We start from the raw sequence: 465 nt of genomic DNA on the forward strand, positions 1-465 counted from the left end.
CCGTCCTCGACGAAGATGTCGGAGATCGGAAGGCTCGTGTAGGGAAAGATGTAGATCTCGGTGTCGCCGTACAGGCTCTAAGCGGCCCGCAGAGCCGGAGCCGAGGTGGCCCGCACACGCTGAGGGGCTTGCGTACGGTGCGTACGCAAGCCCCTCAGCGTGTGAACCGTCGGCTAACCGCCGAACTCCTGCAGCCCCTTGAGCGCCTGGTCGAGCAGCGCCTGGCGACCGTCGAGCTCCTTCTGGAGCTTGTCCGCCTTGGCGTTGTTGCCCGCCGCGCGCGCCGTCTCGATCTGGCCCTGGAGCTTGTCCACGGCGGCCTGGAGCTGACCGGTCAGGCCCTCGGCCCGAGCCCGCGCCTCCGGGTTGGTCCGGCGCCACTCGGCCTCCTCGGACTCCTGCAGCGCCCGCTCCACCGCGTGCCGAGGACCGGTACATGATGAGCGACCCGGAGAAGGCCCTCGG

Annotated in this window: 1 pseudogene; it reads right to left on the minus strand. The window is 69.5% G+C overall.

Features of this window, described 5'->3' with window-relative positions:
- Window positions 1-173 precede the first annotated feature (173 nt).
- Window positions 174-465 (minus strand): annotated as a pseudogene (locus STRAU_RS05845) (DUF349 domain-containing protein); the annotation flags it as partial.

The sequence above is a fragment of the Streptomyces aurantiacus JA 4570 genome (assembly GCF_000414115.1).
GTDB lineage: Bacteria > Actinomycetota > Actinomycetes > Streptomycetales > Streptomycetaceae > Streptomyces > Streptomyces aurantiacus_A.